General features: G+C 55.3%; 16 protein-coding genes and 1 tRNA gene. 7 read left to right on the top strand and 10 right to left on the bottom strand.

The window, feature by feature from the left end:
• Positions 1 to 199: 199 nt before the first annotated feature.
• Together MXF20_RS15180 and gap are read left to right on the top strand one after the other, a co-directional pair.
• Positions 200 to 1,180 (top strand): GlxA family transcriptional regulator, encoded by a 981-nt coding sequence (locus tag MXF20_RS15180; protein ID WP_325970094.1) that lies wholly within the window; start codon positions 200 to 202, stop codon positions 1,178 to 1,180.
• A 77-nt stretch (positions 1,181 to 1,257) separates the two neighbouring features.
• Positions 1,258 to 2,268, top strand: a complete 1,011-nt coding sequence (gap, locus tag MXF20_RS15175) for a type I glyceraldehyde-3-phosphate dehydrogenase (protein ID WP_325970093.1) — start codon at positions 1,258 to 1,260, stop codon at positions 2,266 to 2,268.
• 38 nt (positions 2,269 to 2,306) lie between these two features.
• On the opposite strand, the gene MXF20_RS15170 is transcribed toward gap, so the two are convergent.
• The gene (locus tag MXF20_RS15170; protein WP_325970177.1) at positions 2,307 to 3,011 is read right to left on the bottom strand and encodes a helix-turn-helix transcriptional regulator; all 705 of its coding nucleotides are present in this window, start codon (positions 3,009 to 3,011) and stop codon (positions 2,307 to 2,309) included.
• 38 nt (positions 3,012 to 3,049) lie between these two features.
• Between MXF20_RS15170 and MXF20_RS15165 the strand changes: the two genes are divergently transcribed.
• Positions 3,050 to 4,030, top strand: a complete 981-nt coding sequence (locus MXF20_RS15165) for a YbfB/YjiJ family MFS transporter (protein WP_325970092.1) — start codon at positions 3,050 to 3,052, stop codon at positions 4,028 to 4,030.
• A 5-nt stretch (positions 4,031 to 4,035) separates the two neighbouring features.
• Here MXF20_RS15165 and phoA read toward each other — a convergent pair whose 3' ends face one another.
• A complete protein-coding gene (gene phoA, locus MXF20_RS15160) occupies positions 4,036 to 5,442 on the bottom strand; it encodes an alkaline phosphatase (RefSeq protein WP_325970091.1) in 1,407 nt (468 codons plus the stop codon).
• Between the two features lie 244 nt (positions 5,443 to 5,686).
• Here phoA and MXF20_RS15155 point away from each other — a divergent pair.
• Positions 5,687 to 5,774 (top strand) — tRNA-Ser (locus MXF20_RS15155).
• A gap of 308 nt (positions 5,775 to 6,082) precedes the next feature.
• On the opposite strand, the gene MXF20_RS15150 is transcribed toward MXF20_RS15155, so the two are convergent.
• A complete protein-coding gene (locus MXF20_RS15150) occupies positions 6,083 to 6,964 on the bottom strand; it encodes a LysR family transcriptional regulator (RefSeq protein WP_325970090.1) in 882 nt (293 codons plus the stop codon).
• Between the two features lie 97 nt (positions 6,965 to 7,061).
• On the opposite strand from MXF20_RS15150, the gene MXF20_RS15145 reads away from it, so the two are divergent.
• On the top strand, positions 7,062 to 8,111 hold the full coding sequence (locus MXF20_RS15145) for an SDR family oxidoreductase (protein ID WP_325970089.1): 1,050 nt from the start codon (positions 7,062 to 7,064) through the stop codon (positions 8,109 to 8,111).
• A 111-nt stretch (positions 8,112 to 8,222) separates the two neighbouring features.
• Here MXF20_RS15145 and MXF20_RS15140 read toward each other — a convergent pair whose 3' ends face one another.
• From MXF20_RS15140 to MXF20_RS15130, 3 genes are all read right to left on the bottom strand, one after another.
• Positions 8,223 to 8,483 (bottom strand): hypothetical protein, encoded by a 261-nt coding sequence (locus MXF20_RS15140; protein WP_325970088.1) that lies wholly within the window; start codon positions 8,481 to 8,483, stop codon positions 8,223 to 8,225.
• A gap of 179 nt (positions 8,484 to 8,662) precedes the next feature.
• A complete protein-coding gene (locus MXF20_RS15135; RefSeq protein WP_325970087.1) occupies positions 8,663 to 9,673 on the bottom strand; it encodes an XdhC family protein in 1,011 nt (336 codons plus the stop codon).
• A gap of 184 nt (positions 9,674 to 9,857) precedes the next feature.
• The gene (locus MXF20_RS15130) at positions 9,858 to 10,571 is read right to left on the bottom strand and encodes a response regulator transcription factor (protein WP_325970086.1); all 714 of its coding nucleotides are present in this window, start codon (positions 10,569 to 10,571) and stop codon (positions 9,858 to 9,860) included.
• A 213-nt stretch (positions 10,572 to 10,784) separates the two neighbouring features.
• Between MXF20_RS15130 and MXF20_RS15125 the strand changes: the two genes are divergently transcribed.
• Together MXF20_RS15125 and MXF20_RS23445 are read left to right on the top strand one after the other, a co-directional pair.
• Complete coding sequence (locus MXF20_RS15125) at positions 10,785 to 11,045, top strand: hypothetical protein (protein WP_325970085.1); 261 nt, start codon at positions 10,785 to 10,787, stop codon at positions 11,043 to 11,045.
• 3 nt (positions 11,046 to 11,048) lie between these two features.
• On the top strand, positions 11,049 to 11,408 hold the full coding sequence (locus MXF20_RS23445; RefSeq protein ID WP_418936858.1) for a response regulator transcription factor: 360 nt from the start codon (positions 11,049 to 11,051) through the stop codon (positions 11,406 to 11,408).
• Positions 11,409 to 11,438: 30 nt separating this feature from the next.
• Here the strand turns inward: MXF20_RS23445 and MXF20_RS15120 are convergent, their stop codons facing one another.
• From MXF20_RS15120 to MXF20_RS15105, 4 genes are all read right to left on the bottom strand, one after another.
• Positions 11,439 to 11,765 (bottom strand): Hpt domain-containing protein, encoded by a 327-nt coding sequence (locus tag MXF20_RS15120; RefSeq protein ID WP_325970084.1) that lies wholly within the window; start codon positions 11,763 to 11,765, stop codon positions 11,439 to 11,441.
• A 61-nt stretch (positions 11,766 to 11,826) separates the two neighbouring features.
• Entirely contained in the window at positions 11,827 to 12,453 is a 627-nt protein-coding gene (locus MXF20_RS15115; RefSeq protein WP_325970083.1) for a response regulator transcription factor, read from the bottom strand.
• A 508-nt stretch (positions 12,454 to 12,961) separates the two neighbouring features.
• The gene (locus MXF20_RS15110) at positions 12,962 to 13,453 is read right to left on the bottom strand and encodes a type VI secretion system baseplate subunit TssE (protein ID WP_325970082.1); all 492 of its coding nucleotides are present in this window, start codon (positions 13,451 to 13,453) and stop codon (positions 12,962 to 12,964) included.
• Between the two features lie 14 nt (positions 13,454 to 13,467).
• A complete protein-coding gene (locus MXF20_RS15105) occupies positions 13,468 to 14,238 on the bottom strand; it encodes a type VI secretion system accessory protein TagJ (RefSeq protein ID WP_325970081.1) in 771 nt (256 codons plus the stop codon).
• Between the last annotated feature and the right edge of the window lie 10 nt (positions 14,239 to 14,248).

The raw sequence follows: 14,248 nt of genomic DNA, 5'->3' as shown, positions 1-14,248 counted from the left end.
ATGATGGATATATGCATCATTTGCGACATCATGATTTTATGTTAATTCAGCACCTCAACCAGCAGGCCGGTGCCGATCAGCGCCTGTACGGTGCCGCCGGCAGTGCCCCGCCGGAAGGCCGTGGCCGGGTGTTCAGCTCGCGCGCCTGATCGACCCTTCGCTCATTGACTTCTTTCGTGGCACAGGTACATTTTACGCCATGAAAACCTTTCTGATCATTGTCCCGGACGGCGGCATGCTGTTCGAAGCGGCGGGTATCGCCGACATCCTGATGCACGCCAACCTGCATTTGCCGGTGGGCGTTGCTGGCGCACGCTATCGCATCAGCATTGCTACCACCCAGCCGCATCAGGTGATCCACGGCCAGTCCGGCCTCAATCTGCTCGCCGACCTCAAGCTGGCCGAACTCGATCCGCGCGAGCACTGGGACACCATCATGATTACCGGGCGCGGGGATAATCCTGAAGAGCGCAGCATGGTGGTGGACTGGATTAAGCTGGCTGCGCCACAGGCACGGCGCGTGGTGTCGATTTGCGGTGCGGCGATGCTGCTGGCCGAGGCCGGCTTACTGGATGGCCGCCGCGCCACCAGCCACTGGCGCCTGCTGGAGACGCTGCAGGCCAGTTATCCGCGCGTCCAGGTGGAAGGCGGTCCGCTGTATATTCAGGACGGGCCAGTCTGGACCTCCGGCGGCGTCAGCTCCGGCTTCGACCTGACGCTGGCGCTGGTAGAGGAAGATTTTGGTTTCAGCGCGGCGCGCGACATCGCGCAGGATATGGTGATGTATCTGCGTCGTCCCGGCGGCCAGATGCAGTTCAGTCGCTTTCACCTGCAGTCCGTTAGCGAGTCGGGGCCGATGGGACAGCTGCAGAACTGGATCGCCGCTCATCTGGCGGAAGACCTGTCGGTGGAGAAACTGGCGGCCCAGGTGGCGATGAGCCCGCGTAACTTTACCCGCGTGTTCAGCCGCGAAACCGGCGTTTCACCGGCGCGCTATGTGGCAGAAGCGCGGCTGGCGGCGGCGCGCGAACGGCTGGAGCAGACGCGCGAGACGCTGGAACGCATTGCCATCGCCACCGGCTTTGGCAGCAGTATCAACCTGCGGCGCAGCTTCGAGCGCCAGCTGCATCTCACGCCCAACGAATATCGCCAGCGCTTTCACAGCCGCAAAATGGCGTAAAGTGATCCTTTTTTGGCGTTTACGCCAGCGCGCCTCCGGCCTACAGTGACTGCAGTTACTTCACTAAGGAGTCAGTCATGATCAAGGTAGGCATTAACGGTTTTGGCCGTATCGGACGTAACGTATTCCGCGCCGCGCTGGGCAGCAGCGACATCGACATTGTGGCGATCAACGATCTCACCGACAGCAAAACGCTGGCGCATCTGCTGAAGCACGACTCCCTGCTTGGCCGGCTGCCGGCCGAAGTCAGTGCTGGCGACGGCGAGCTGCGCATCAATGACAAAGCGGTGCGCGTGTTCAGCGAACGCGATCCGGCCAATATTCGCTGGCGTGAAGTAGGCGTGGATATCGTCATTGAAGCTACCGGCTTCTTCACCGAACGGGATAAAGCCGCGGTGCATATCACCCACGGCGGCGCCAAACGCGTCATTATCTCTGCGCCGGGCAAAAATGATGATTTGACGATTGTGATGGGCGTCAACGACCAGCGCTACGATCCGCAACAGCACTTTGTGGTGAGCAACGGCAGCTGTACCACTAACGGCCTGGCGCCCGCCGCGCAGGTGCTGCATCAGGCGTTTGGTATTGAACACGGTCTGATGAATACCACCCATGCTTATACCAATAGTCAGGCGCTACACGACCAGCCGGAAAAAGATCTGCGCGGCGCGCGTGCGGCGGCGCTGTCAATTGTGCCGTACTCCAGCGGCGCGGCCAAAGCGCTCGGCCGGGTGATTCCGGAACTGGATGGCCGCTTAACCGGCTACTCGCTGCGCGTGCCGGTGCCGGTGGTGTCGGTAGTGGATCTGACGGTGACGCTGAAACGCGACGTGACGGCCGAAGAGGTGAATGACGCGTTTAAAGCCGCGGCCGCCGCCGGTCCGCTACAGGGGATTCTTGGCTACAGCGATGAGCCGCTGGTCTCCAGCGATTATCAGGGCGATGCGCGCTCATCTATCATCGACGGCTTATCGACGCTGGTGATTGGCGGCAACCTGGTGAAAATCCTTGCCTGGTACGATAACGAGTGGGGCTTCTCCAACCGTCTGGTTGACCTCGCACGCCTGATGGCACAGCGCGGCCTGTAATCTCTCCGGCGGCGTGCGCCCGATGCGCGCACGCCGCGTTAGTGCGCCAGATAGAAAATCAGATGCATACCCGGAGCCTGCTCAATTTGCAGTGAGGTAAAGGTATATGTCTGCATCCGCCCTTCGACATCAATCAGGGTTTTATTGCCCGCGCCGATTTTCCCCACATCATGGTCATTCCACAGCGTGCGAAACCCGGCGCTGCGCGCCAGCAAATCCTCGATCACCACTTCGAATTCCTGCGCCTGATTGCTGGCGGCATAACTGGCGCGAAACGCCGACAGCGTATGGCGCGCCGCCTCTTCCCAGCCATGAATGCGCTGCTGGTAGGCTTCACTGATGAACATCAGCTTGAGCGAGTTGCGATCCGCCGGCGGCAGTGCCGCCCAGTCGACAATCAGCGACTGCGCCGCCGGATTCCAGTAGACAATATCCATGTTGGCGCGGCGCACAAACGCCGGATGCGGGTCCAGCGCATCCACCATCGTCCTTACCTCAGGCGGCAATTCATGGCTGAAGGGTTGCGAATGTGCGTTACCAAACACCAGCGCTTCGAGATACTCCTGCTCGGTGACCGAGAGCTGCAGCACTTTGCCGATGCGCTGCAGCGCGGCGGGCGAGATACTGATGTCGCGCCCCTGCTCAAGCCAGGTATACCAGCTAACGCTGACCGCCGCCAGCTGTGCCACTTCTTCGCGCCGCAGTCCGCTAACGCGCCGGTTTTGCCGGCTGAAGCCATAGATCTGCGGATCAACACGCGCGCACTGGCGTGCTGGCGGCGATGAATTACATCGGCTATCTGCTGGGCGCGCTGCACGTAAGCCGGATGACCGCCCATCACGCGCGCTACCTCAAGGCCGGTTTGCTGGCCACCGCGCTGGTGACTCTGCTCTCCGGCTTTAGTCATGCCTGGGCGCTGCAGTGCCTGTTCCGTTTGGTGGCGGGTGTCGGTGGTGCCTGGGCTTTGATTATCGTCACCTCCTGGACGCAGATGGTGCTGGCACAGCAGGCGCCGCGCATGTCCGCCGCAGTGTTTGCCGGCCCGGGAGCCGGCATCACCCTGAGCGGCGTGCTGGCGTGGCTGATCACCCGGTTACAGCTGAATGACGATCGCGCCTGGCAACTCTACGGCGTGGTGGCACTGGCTGGCGCGCTGCTGGTGTGGCGCGCGCTGCCCACATCGCTGCCTGCACGGCAGCGGGAAAGTACCTCGACGGCACCGGGTCGCGCGGTGAAACGGCTATGGCTGGCCTATACGCTGGCCGGTTTCGGCTACATTTTGCCCGCGACGTTTCTGTCACAAATGGCGCACAGCCTGTTTGCCCGGGGGCAGCTGGCAGCACTTTTCTGGCCGCTGTTTGGACTTTGCGCAGTGGCTGGCGTGGTACTGATCATGCTGTTTTCAGCGCGTCTGAATACGCGCCTCAGCCTGGCCTGGGTTATGGTCCTGCAGGGGCTGGGCGTGGCCAGCGGCGTGCTCATCCCGGGTGTGAGCGGGCTGCTGATCTCAACGGTGATGGTCGGGCTGGGATTTCTTTCGATTATGCAACTGACGATGCAGCTGGCGCGCGCCGTCTCCAATATCAGCGTGGCTAAAACCGTGGCGATATTCACGTCAGGCTATGCCACTGGCCAGCTGATCGGGCCGCTGATCTCCGCGGCCAGCGTGCAGATTTTTGCTTCCCTGCACCCTGCGCTGCTGCTGGCCGCAGGCGGACTGGTGCTGGGCGGATTGCTGGTGCTGCGCATCCGCCCGCACTGACGCGCTTATTTCAGCGCCATCGCCTGCTTCAGGGTGAAGAACAGGTCGGTCTGGTCGGTCAGGCCGACCACATTCGCCGCGTGCGGACCGTAGGCCGCGATGCGCAGCTGGCTGCCGGTGTGCTCCTGCGAATCCTCTTCCGAGTTGCCGTAGCTGATGGTCATCACCGCGCCGTCTTTGGTGTTGAGCGCCTGAGCCAGGCCCGGTGCTTTGGTGCCGTTCTCAACGATCTGGCTGCTGTGCGCGTGGTCGGCGGTTACCACCACTAGCGTATCGCCTTGCTCACGCGCGTAGGCCAGCGCCACCTGCACCGCTTCATCTAAATCGACGGTTTCACCAATCTGACCGCACGGGTTGGCGGCGTGATCCTGCTTATCAATTGATGCGCCCTCCACCTGCAGGAAGAAGCCGTTGTCGTTGTGGCTCAGCAGGTCGATGGCCTTTTGCGTCATCTGCGCCAGCGTTGGCATTGATGCCGGGCGGTCTTTGTTGACCTCACAGGTCACGACCGGTTTATCCAGGTTGCCGTGATAGCTGGCTTTCGGTCCCAGCCAGCGCACCGGCATATTGCCGTCGGAGAACAGGCCCAGCAGCGGTTGTTGCTGATTCGCCTGCTGTACCGCGTTCAGTGCGGCGAGATTATCGACCAGCTGGAATCCCCGCACTTCGGCCTGCTCGCGCAGGGTTTTGCCCTGATAGTCGCCCGCTTTAGCGTGTTCAGCGAAAGATTTGGCCCCGCCGCCCAGCGTGACGTCCGGACGGGTCTGCAGCAGCTGCTCGCTGATTGATCCTTTACCGCCCTGCTCCAGCGCGTTGCCCGGACACAGCTGGCTGGTTTTCTCCGGGCCGTAGCATTTACGCGAGGTCACGTGCGCCATCAGCGCGGCCGGCGTGGCATCCTGCAGTTCTGCGGTGGAGACGTTGCCGGTGGCTTTACCTGCTGCTTTGGCCAGCTCAAGCAGCGTGACCTGATCTGTGCCGTTGACATCGACGCCAATCGCGCCGTTATAGGTTTTCGTGCCGGTGGCCCAGGCGGTGGCCGACGCGGCAGAATCCGTTACGTAGTTGGGCTTGTGCGTTTGCTTGTCCAGCGAGTAATGGGTGTACTGACCGGTGAGCGGCAGCGCATCAATACCGGGAAAAAAGCCGCCGGCGCCCATCGCCTGATTGCGCGCCGCGGTGATTTCGGCATCGCCCATGCCATCGCCAATCAGCAGGATGACATTCTTCGCCGTGCTATTGCTCAATGAGGCTTTCAGCGCTTCGGTCTGGTCGCCGCTCAGGCGACGCGCGCCGCCGTGCTGGGTAATATCGCCAGTGGCTGCGCGTTGATAGCTGGTGCTCTCTGCCAGCGCGGACGTGGTGGTGAGTGAAGCCAGCAGAGAGAGCGTGAAAAGAGGCAAGCGTTTCATTTATCAGCATCCTTATCCGTAGATATAACCAAATGTTTCCGCCGACAAGTCTGCGACAGTGCGGTGACACTTTTGTGTCAGTTAAGGAATAGTTTGATGACAAAACCGGCAAAGTGGAGAGGCTTAAGACAATCTGCGCAGAGGTTAAGCGAATAGAAAAAAAGGAGAAAATAGCCCTTGACCCTTCTCGCTGAACTCCCTATAGTAGCGCCCCGTTGACCCAGTGCGGTTAACAAAAAAATGTGGTGAGGTGTCCGAGTGGCTGAAGGAGCACGCCTGGAAAGTGTGTATACGGCAACGTATCGGGGGTTCGAATCCCCCCCTCACCGCCATCATTTATATAAAAGTGCCCAGTTAACAGCTGGGCATTTTTATTTGTATATTCTCCCGACCTGGGGGGGATGAGAATCCCCTATACGGATGTGCCGGGTGATATCAATCCCCCTCTCACCGCCATCATTCAGAAAAAAGCCCATACGCAGTTGTAGCGGCGCAATGTATTGCGCAAAGCATAGATGGGCACGGTGCTGCCATTCGTATGCGCGATGAATCGCGCCGCTACGAAATGTGCGGTAATTGAATTTGGTACTTAACTGAACGGTATTACATCACTTATTGTGACCGTAACCTCACATCTCCCTCAATCTGCCAAAACCTGTTCAATCAGTTCCACGATGCGTCTGACTCGCAAGGGTATAAAGCGAGCATCAGGGAAAACGGCATAAAGAAATCGGTCAGGCAGGCGATATTCAGGCAGAATCCGCACCAGCGTCCCCGCTTTTATGGCTTCTGAGACCAACGGTAATTGCATGCCGCCAACGCCAATATTGGCTTGCAGAGCCTGTAATAATCCTTCGCTGTTATTAGCGCGAAACACCGTGTTCACCTTAATTGCTAGCGTTGAATCTTCGCCAATCAGCTTTAACGGCGCATCGTGAGCGATGGCGCTGAAACGCACATGCGGAGTAAAAGCCAGCTCTTCTGGTGAGGTAATCGGCTGCTGGTGCAAACGCTCCGGTGCCGCAAACAGTGGTGTTTCAATACGCGCCAGTAAACGCGCCGGAAAAAGTTCTGGCGGTGTTTCACTCAGGCGTAGGGCGATATCCACCCTTTCACTCACCAGCTCAGCAATGCGATCGTCGAGCGAGATATTCAGATGCAGTTCTGGATTGTGCTGCTGCAACCGCAACAAATGCGGCAGGAATAGTTGGCCTAAACCGCTCGGCAACTGGATATGTACATTGCCCTGCAACGCTAGCTGCGTGGGACGCAGCTGGCTTTCAGATTCCACCATCGCGGCAAGCAGTGGCCGCATCTGCTGCAAATAACGCTCGCCCTGCTCGGTTAGTGCCATGGCTCGCGTGGTGCGATGCAGCAACACCACACCCAGATCTTCCTCCAGCGCGGCAATCTGATGGCTAACCGCAGATTGCTTCATTCCGCTTTGGCGTGCGGCGGCAGAAAAAGATCCGGCTTCTGCCACGCGGATAAACGTGTTGATGGCGTTGAGTTTATTATTCATTTAATGATTTTTCTGATAAGTGACATCTGATTAGAGGGATATCAGCAATAAAGTTAATAGATAACACTGAGCATGTCTTGTTCTCAGGAGAAAAATCATGTCTCAACAACAACGCGTTGCTTTAGTGGCCGGCGCAACCGGCATCGTTGGCAGCCAGCTGGTAAACACTTTGCAGCAACATCAATGGCAGGTGATTGGACTTTCACGCCAGACTACTTCACGGAATGAGTTTCCAATGATCAGTGTGGATTTACTGGATGCGCAACACAGCGCACAGGCGTTAGCACCGCTCCATCAGGTCACACATATTTTCTACAGCGCATGGCTTAATGCGGCTAACTGGCAGGAGATGGTGGAACCTAATGTGACGATGCTGCGCAACCTGGTCACTCATATTGAAAACGTCGCGCCGTTACGCACTGTCAGTTTGATGCAAGGATACAAAGTGTATGGCGCGCATTTAGGACCGTTCAAAACGCCGGCGCGAGAAAGCGATCCAGGCGTGCCCGGTGCTGAATTCAATGCTGAGCAGTTACGCTGGCTAAGTGAATATCAGCGCGGGAAACGCTGGCATTGGCACGCATTGCGCCCCGGCGTGGTGGGCAGCGCAGTGCCCGGCAATGCCATGAATCTGGCGCTGACCATCGCGCTTTATGCTTCATTATGCAAAGCACAAGGCTTGCCGTTGCGCTTTCCCGGTTCATGGCGGACGTGGAACAGTATTGTTGACCATACAGATGCGACGCTACTGGCACGGGCAACGTTATGGGCCGCAGAGGCGCCCGGCGCTCAAAACCAGGCGTTTAATGTGAATAACGGCGATGTCTGGCGCTGGAGCGAACTGTGGCCCGCCATTGCACATTGGTTTGAACTGGAAACGGCACCCGCAGTGAAGCTGACATTTCAGCAATTGTTCCAGGATTACCGCAGCGTCTGGCGTGCACTGGCCGAACAACATACGCTCATTGAATCCGATATTTTGCAGCTTAATGATGGTCAGTTTGCGGATTTTGTTTTTGGCTGGGACTACGACATGTTTGGTGATGGCAGCAAAATACGCCGGGCGGGTTTCAACGGCCATCAGGCCACCGACGAAATGTTCTTTGCGCTGTTTGCCCAACTTCGCGCTGCGCGGATCATTCCTTAGCGAGGGTGATAATTTTCGGGCGCACCGGTATGCGCCATTTAAAGCCTGATTATTTTTAACGATCGTTGTTTATACCAGCAACAGCATACTTAACTGACAAGCATTCGCCTGTCATGCCAGCCAGTTGCTTAACTGGCTGGCAGTAATACGCCCGTACGGTCTTTTTCTTTTATACTTTGAAACATCAGCTGTGTGATTACCTGTGGTTATCTTTAAGCGCTGCTGAATTCCCTGGTGCCGGACTCCGTTATTGATGTGGATAAGGCCACGCATGATCGAGGCCGGTTGATGAACTGCCAGCCAGGCAATCACCAGCGCGAAGATTACAATGGCTGAAATTTCAATGGATTTAATCAAGTGACGCTTTGCCATACATACCCCTTCTTCGTTTAGGTGTTTAAACGCACCTCTTTGAAGATAAGATGTTACCGGTAAAGCACAAGCGTAAATCACATCATGAAACATAAAGCGCAGCTTATTAATTATTCGCGCCGCGAAAATTCGGCGTTGCTGAGTTATTGCGTCGTGGCACCTGTGAAGCGTTCAGCGGATTACGCTTGCTCTGACGCGGGATCCTTCGGGCTAAGGCCGTCCGTGTCCGCCAGACCGTTTTTGTGACGCACGATATCCGCCATGATTGCCAGCGCGATCTCTGCCGGGGTTTTGCTGCCGATATCCAGTCCAACTGGTGCGTGGATGCGCTGCAGCTGTGCCGGCGTCAGCTCAGCAATCTCAGCCAGCCGCGCTTTGCGCTTCAGGCTGTTGCGCTGCGACCCCATCGCGCCAAGATAAAATGCTGGCAGGTTGACCGCTTCCATCATGGTGAGATCGTCGATGCGCGCATCGTGCGTCAGCGAGAGGATCGCCGTGGCAGCATGACAGCCCTCGCGTTCCAGATACACGGCCGGAAACTGCTGCACCAGTTTGACGTCCGGTGCAAGCTCAGCCGCCATTGTGTCCAGTACGTCCTGGCGATGCTCACAGACGATGGTCTCAAATCCCAGCGCCAGCGCGAAATTAGCACAGTAGAGCGCCACGCTGGAGAGCCCGGCAATCACCAATCGCGGCGCAGCGCTGAGGGTCAGAATGATTTCACCGTCAGTGATCTGTGTCCGGGTGCGGCGGGTATACGGCGCCGGTTCGAGTGCATGGCACGGCTGCGGCAGCGTCAGCCGTTTGGTGATGGCATACGCGCCGGTCAGCGCATCTTCCAGCTGCTGCAGATAGCGTAACGTCGCTGCGCCTGCCGGCAGCCGCTCAACCAGAATATCCAGCACGCCGCCGCACGGTAGTGCGCGATCGGGCGTATCACCACCCTCACCGTAACGCACCCGCTGGCTGGCGGCGCTGAATGCCTGCTGCTGAACGCGGGCGATGAAATTCTCCTCCACGCAGCCGCCGGAAAGTGAACCACTGAAGCGCCCATCCGCGCGAATCACCATCATCGCGCCTGGCGGTCGCGGCGACGAGCCGAAGGTGCTGAGCACGGTACACAGCCATACCGGCTGCGCTTCCGCCCAGTGCTGCGCCGTTCTTATCACCTGCACATCAAGAGAGTGCATGACTTTCTCCGCTCATTGTTTACGCCTTACTGGCGCGGTGTCAGGCTTTAGCCGTTAGCGGGTTAATGCCACGCATCATGTCATTGTGTTATCGCCCGTCTGCTGAATCAACGCCGGTGGTTAACCTTGTCACCCTGGCGGATAAAACCCATCCGGCCAGGATAATGTCTTGACGCCTGCGTTGTCAGCTGTCATCAGGCTTGCTATGCCGATCAGCATATAATTTTAATAGCTCGGAATCAGAACTGACGCCCAGTTTTTTTTTGGCAGACTGCTTATGACCGCTGATGGTTTTACCGCTGCGCTGTAATTTTGCCGCAATTTCTGTCGCTGTCATTCGCTGGATAAAACAACCAATCACCTCTGCCTCACAGGGCGTCAACCGGGCGCTCAGGTGCTGATGCCATGACAGCACTGAGCCGGGTTTATCCGGACGGAAGTCCCGACCTTGTGTGGCTGCCGGCTGCGGCAAGTGGAAATCAGCATGGGCAGGGTAATAGTGTTCGCCCGCCGCCACGGTGTAAATTGCTTCAAAATAGCGCGCACTCTCTTCGCATTTATTGATATAGCCCTTAATGCCCGCCTGAAAAGCCGCATAAACAATCGCCCTGGTTACCACCGAAGACATCAGCAGAATCCGCACATCAGGATGAGAAGTCAGAATATGATTTATTAATGCCAACCCATCTAACTCACCGTCATCAAGCCGGTAATCGAGCACCACAACATCGGGGCGCGCACGCAGTAAATACGCCATTAACTCATGGCTACGGGAAAAACAGCCTGAGACGTGAATGGACGGATATCGCAGGGCGATGTGCTGAAAGGAATAACGCACCAAAGGATGATCATCAAGCAGAGCAACCGAGATTTTATTCGCCTGATCATTATATTTCATTAGCTGGCTCCATGATGAACAAGCTCACAATAATAACGATGGCATTGTTTATGTCGGCTCATCGAATGCTTATCTGGCTGTAGGTAATGTCTTACATTAATAGGTAAACGGTAAAGTATCGTCACCCTCAATGATTTATTAAAAATGTCATGGCATAATTTTTCCTCTGCTGACCAGCGTGCTCATTTATCATTACATCCGTTCAGGCTCACTATGAAAATAATTATCTATGATGCTCATCCCATCATGCGCGATGGACTTGAACATCTTGTCACAACCCGGGGCGATAGCCTCATCACTTCAACGTCTAATGCCGACCAGTTAGTCGCTGCGGTGAATACCGGTCAGGCCGACCTGTTAATTATCGATCCATTATCGCTGCCCGCCTTAGCCCTGGACGATTTACAGCGGGTCGCGCTCAATGGAAAACCCCTGCGCTGCCTCGTTTTTACCGCATCAGAAAGTGCAGCCTAGCTTCTGCGCGGCACCAGCCTTTCCCTGCAGGGTTGCCTGCACAAAAGTGAGGGAATTGACGCCATCAACGAGGCGCTCACTTTTCTTGCCGGGAGAAGAGATAAGGCATTACCTGAGCCGCGCTTTTTACAGCATCAGGGTAAGCATATACTAGCCGCGCACTGTTCACTGGCCGCACTGACAAGACGGGAACTGCAGATTTTGCGCCAGTTAGGTTTGGGTTTAACGAATAAAATGATTGCTGATGAAATGGGGTTGAGCCATAAAACCATCAGTACGTATAAAAGAAATATGATGAAAAAATTGAGAACGCGTAATGTTAGCGAACTCCTCGGCTTTGCGCAGCAACGCGGCTTTGGCTAGGGTGCGATATGTCCGCTTTTGCCTGCCTGGTTAATCGTTCTCTTCTATCACATCCGCCAGCTTGCTGACCTGGCGCAGACGCAATAAATAGTTTTCAAGCTGCTGATACAAATTCTTGTACATGGCATCAAGAACAGAGCCCGGGATTATGCCAGCACGGCATTGCGCTTCAAGGTGCATGCAGGCCTGCGCCAGACGACTTTGCCGGGCAATGCGCAAACTCCCCGTAATGCGATGAACCACATCGGCGACCTGAATAGCGTCAACTGGCAGACTGAGTCGTGCCATTCTGGCCAGATCATCGTTGAGCGTCGTCACCATTAATTTCATCATTGCGTCTTCAATCTGACGATCCATTATCAGCCTTGTCACCGGTGATTACGGTTTGTAGCGTCATATTCATCAGGCTGGCAGCCTGTTAAAGCAGTTGATTACGTCTGGCGAAATCTATTAATTCGATCACGGTTTGAGCATTAAGTTTGTGCTTCAGGCGATGTTTATAGGTACTGATCGTCTTTTCACTTAATAATAACCGGTCGCCAATCTGTTTATTGCCCAGTCCCTTCGCAATATGGATAAGCACGCTCAACTCGCGGTCGGAAAGGTGATTAAGCAGCGTGCTGTCATTGATCTCACCCGTTGGCGGCAGCGGTGCAGGTTGATCATACCGGGGAAAATAACTGTATCCGCGCATCACCACGCGGATAGCATCGGTCAGTTCGCCCAGACCATCCATTTTAGTGATGAAGCCATCAGCGCCTGCCTGCTGGCATCGTTGTGCAAAATGGGCGCTTTCCTGTGAAGTCAGAACCAGAATTTTTAGTGGCAGTTCCAGTGCACGCAGTCGCTCTAAAACCTGTAATCCATCGATTTTAGGTAAACCAATATCCAGCAGCACTAAATCAGGTAACAGATCGCGGGTTTGCTGTACTGCATCAACCCCATTGTCGGTTTCTGCCACCACCAGCATCTCCGCCCTTTCAAGCAGTGTTTTGACGGCAAATCGAACAACAGGATGATCTTCCACGATGATCACTTTTTTCATTTTGATCTGATGTCCTGGCATAGAATAAGACAAATAGCACAAATTACGTGTCGCACTAAGTCAGGCTACGATAGCGACACAACCCGGAATAATCTGTAGGAGAACGCTTATTATACGTTGCGTCCGGCATCGGCCAGCCTTTTTTAACGCACTGATATCGCTGTATTTGAGACAAAGCAGGATGTTTTATCCCGCCAGTATACCAGTCGGATGATGAATACTTACAGAATAGCCGGAGAAAAGGGAATTATTGACGAAATATGTCATTGACAGGAAAAACATGCGTTTTTTCGCATGAAGATTGATGACGAACAACTTACATTTGCGCAAGCCCTGAAACGGAAGTCAGGGCAGCATGCCGATAAGCTAATCGGTTATTGTGATTAATGAGTAAAATAAACCTTAATAACCGTCACGGCAGCGAGATAAAACAACCCGTAACAACCAGGGATTTGTAGCTGACGCGCATCGGAAAAGGGGTAGCGCGTCGCGCTGTTTACTCCCGACCTCAGGATAATTGCAGACTAATGCTCTCGGTTTCGATCTCATACCGTGCACCGAGACTCAGATCAAAGGGATGTGGCGACCAGTTTACCAGCGCATGAATAGTGAAGCTGATAATGCCCTGTTTAACCGGAGAGCGACGCTCACCATTCAGGCTCACAATAATGCTATCCGCAAGCAGACGGGGTTCAAAGCGAATCAGTGCTTCACGGATAAGATGTTCAAGTCTGTTCCAGTTGTGCGTATTTGAGTAACTGCCAACCTGAGAAGAAACGCCGTAATTAAGCACCGAACTTACCACTTCGCGATGAATGCACGCATCCAGCTGTGGCTCAATGTTGGCGTTATTCAGGATCTCGCTGATATTTTCCATAATTAACGACTTCATTTTTCGCTGATCAAAATGAAATTTATCCCAGGTTTCTTCCCTCTTTCTCGGCTCATCATCCAGTAAACGTTCAAGCAAGCATGGTAAATATGGTTTTTTTTCTTTCATCTCATCCTTTCCGTTCAGCGATGAATCTCGCCTGCTGCAAATAATGCGTATTCTCCGTTGCTGGTGATCCACATTTTGCGCCCGTTCCCGGTAAAACGACCCTGTGGATTCTCCTGCCACTCCGTGAGTGTTCCCAGTAAAAAACGTGTATCGCTATCGCAGGTCAGCGGGTAACGCGATGGAATATAGCCTTTGTAGTGACGCCCTTTCACTGTGAGCGTGGCCGGTGCCCAGATGAGATCGGTCAGCGCGGCAGGTTGTTCCACACTAAGCCGCTCGATGTCAGCCAATGGCACCCAGCGATAACCGCCGGCGGAGATAAATTCGCATACCGGGCCCAGCCGATCGTCACCGTCAGCAATCCACGCAAAATGCCCCATTTCATCGCTGTATCCCGCCAGTGCACTGGCTGCTTCCAGTGCGCTCTGTCGCAACTGCTCACCTTCCTCTTCCTGTCCGGCATGGCAGAGCGCATTCGCTTTACTCAGCAAGTCACACCACTCAGGAAGCGCGTCACCCAGATTGCCTGCCTCACGCTCTCCCGCCAGCACCAGGCTACGTAACCGCTCACTCAGGATTAAATTTTTATACAGTTCGCACTGGCGTAGCGACTCCGGGTCGGTTTTCGCGACAATCTCCAGCTGGCGGAGCGCCCGGTCCCAGTCAGCGTGCAGGCAATAGTATTTACAAAGCTGCATACGCAAATCACTGCGGGTGGGTTGCGCTTTTACTGCCGCCACCGCCTGTGCCAGAGTTTGCTGGCCCGTTAATCCTTTAATATTCATGACGATATCC

The organism is Pantoea dispersa, assembly GCF_035783935.1.
Lineage (GTDB): Bacteria > Pseudomonadota > Gammaproteobacteria > Enterobacterales > Enterobacteriaceae > Pantoea > Pantoea dispersa_C.
Note: the sequence above shows the minus strand (reverse complement) of the source record. Positions and strands in the feature narration are given on the sequence as shown.

Bases quoted from the DNA above. Each gene is read 5' to 3' on its own strand.
- MXF20_RS15150 (WP_325970090.1), bottom strand. From the start codon at position 6,964: ATGAATAATAAACTCAACGCCATCAACACGTTTATCCGCGTGGCAGAA.
- MXF20_RS15145 (WP_325970089.1), top strand. From the start codon at position 7,062: ATGTCTCAACAACAACGCGTTGCTTTAGTGGCCGGCGCAACCGGCATC.
- MXF20_RS15125 (WP_325970085.1), top strand. From the start codon at position 10,785: ATGAAAATAATTATCTATGATGCTCATCCCATCATGCGCGATGGACTT.
- MXF20_RS15165 (WP_325970092.1), top strand. From the start codon at position 3,050: ATGAATTACATCGGCTATCTGCTGGGCGCGCTGCACGTAAGCCGGATG.
- gap (WP_325970093.1), top strand. From the start codon at position 1,258: ATGATCAAGGTAGGCATTAACGGTTTTGGCCGTATCGGACGTAACGTA.
- phoA (WP_325970091.1), bottom strand. From the start codon at position 5,442: ATGAAACGCTTGCCTCTTTTCACGCTCTCTCTGCTGGCTTCACTCACC.
- MXF20_RS15180 (WP_325970094.1), top strand. From the start codon at position 200: ATGAAAACCTTTCTGATCATTGTCCCGGACGGCGGCATGCTGTTCGAA.
- MXF20_RS15120 (WP_325970084.1), bottom strand. From the start codon at position 11,765: ATGGATCGTCAGATTGAAGACGCAATGATGAAATTAATGGTGACGACG.
- MXF20_RS15115 (WP_325970083.1), bottom strand. From the start codon at position 12,453: ATGAAAAAAGTGATCATCGTGGAAGATCATCCTGTTGTTCGATTTGCC.
- MXF20_RS15135 (WP_325970087.1), bottom strand. From the start codon at position 9,673: ATGCACTCTCTTGATGTGCAGGTGATAAGAACGGCGCAGCACTGGGCG.
- MXF20_RS15110 (WP_325970082.1), bottom strand. From the start codon at position 13,453: ATGAAAGAAAAAAAACCATATTTACCATGCTTGCTTGAACGTTTACTG.
- MXF20_RS15105 (WP_325970081.1), bottom strand. From the start codon at position 14,238: ATGAATATTAAAGGATTAACGGGCCAGCAAACTCTGGCACAGGCGGTG.
- MXF20_RS15130 (WP_325970086.1), bottom strand. From the start codon at position 10,571: ATGAAATATAATGATCAGGCGAATAAAATCTCGGTTGCTCTGCTTGAT.
- MXF20_RS15140 (WP_325970088.1), bottom strand. From the start codon at position 8,483: ATGGCAAAGCGTCACTTGATTAAATCCATTGAAATTTCAGCCATTGTA.